General features: G+C 32.7%; 1 protein-coding gene. It reads left to right on the top strand.

The genetic code is table 11. The features are described 5' to 3' along the window. On the top strand, positions 1–1042 hold a 1042-nt coding region (locus SPADD19_RS10810; protein WP_061455981.1), incomplete at its 5' end, for a hypothetical protein. Positions 1043–1049: the final 7 nt, after the last annotated feature.

Consider the following 1049-nt stretch of genomic DNA (forward strand, 5'->3'; position numbering starts at 1 on the left):
TCCAGAATCGAATCTTTACTTGGTCACCTCAAAAAGTATTCAATCATATACTAAGAAAGAGAATAAGCTCGAGTTACATCGAGTAGAAAAAATTGATGTAGCAACGTATGTTAATCTCTGGTTTTCGTGTTTAAACAGTGGTGATAAGATGATCATAACTGAAGGTGATGATTTTGCACCAATAGATCATCAAAATATCATTTCAATTGATTTTTCTAAAGGTGAGATGAGGAAAAATCATACTAAGAATTATGCAATGATGGGATCAGGTATCTCTTCTAATTACTTTTATACTGCTCAAACAGATGCAAACTCAGGAATATTAACAGTCTTTTCTCTTAATGGAAAGCAAGTTTTTCAGAAAAAATTTAACCAAATGACAGCAATTTCGAGTCAGATTGTTGCAAATAATTCTAACGTATATGCTGAGATTGCTTATCAAGATCCAAAACGAAATCGTCCAGAAGGCGTGTTAGATTCAGATTTAATAGTACTAAATGAAAAAGAGCATTGGAAAGAAAAAGATAGAATTCGATTAACTTCAGATGGTAAAAAGGTTGAAATGTTAGAAGGCTTGGCAATTGTCAAAGATAGGGCATTCGTAAGTATCTCTGCAATTCGTGATACAGATACTTTTGAGAAGGTGGCAGGAAACCAATTGTTGTCAGTCGATTTGCACACTGGAGAAAGGAAATTATTTACCTTACCCAATCCTTATCCTAATATGCTTTATCCAAGTCCAGATAATCATTACCTTGTCGTCAAGCACGAGGTAGAAGGAAAGAATATTTTATCTGTTCTTGATTTACAAAATGAAACTATAAAAGCGATTGTGTTGGATGACGATTCAGGTGAAACACCAGAGGAAATAAATTCTCTTACAATTTCAAATGAAAATATGTTGTATCTAGCTACTGGTAGACATTTATTACAATATAGTCTCAAGGATGCTAAGTTGATTGAGAAACAGAAATTAAAATTGGGAAAAGATGATTTTCCAATCGGATTAAGAATCGTAGAAAAAGACTTAGGGTCAAATTAATAATAAA

Source organism: Streptococcus parasanguinis, assembly GCF_001578955.1.
Lineage (GTDB): Bacteria > Bacillota > Bacilli > Lactobacillales > Streptococcaceae > Streptococcus > Streptococcus parasanguinis_U.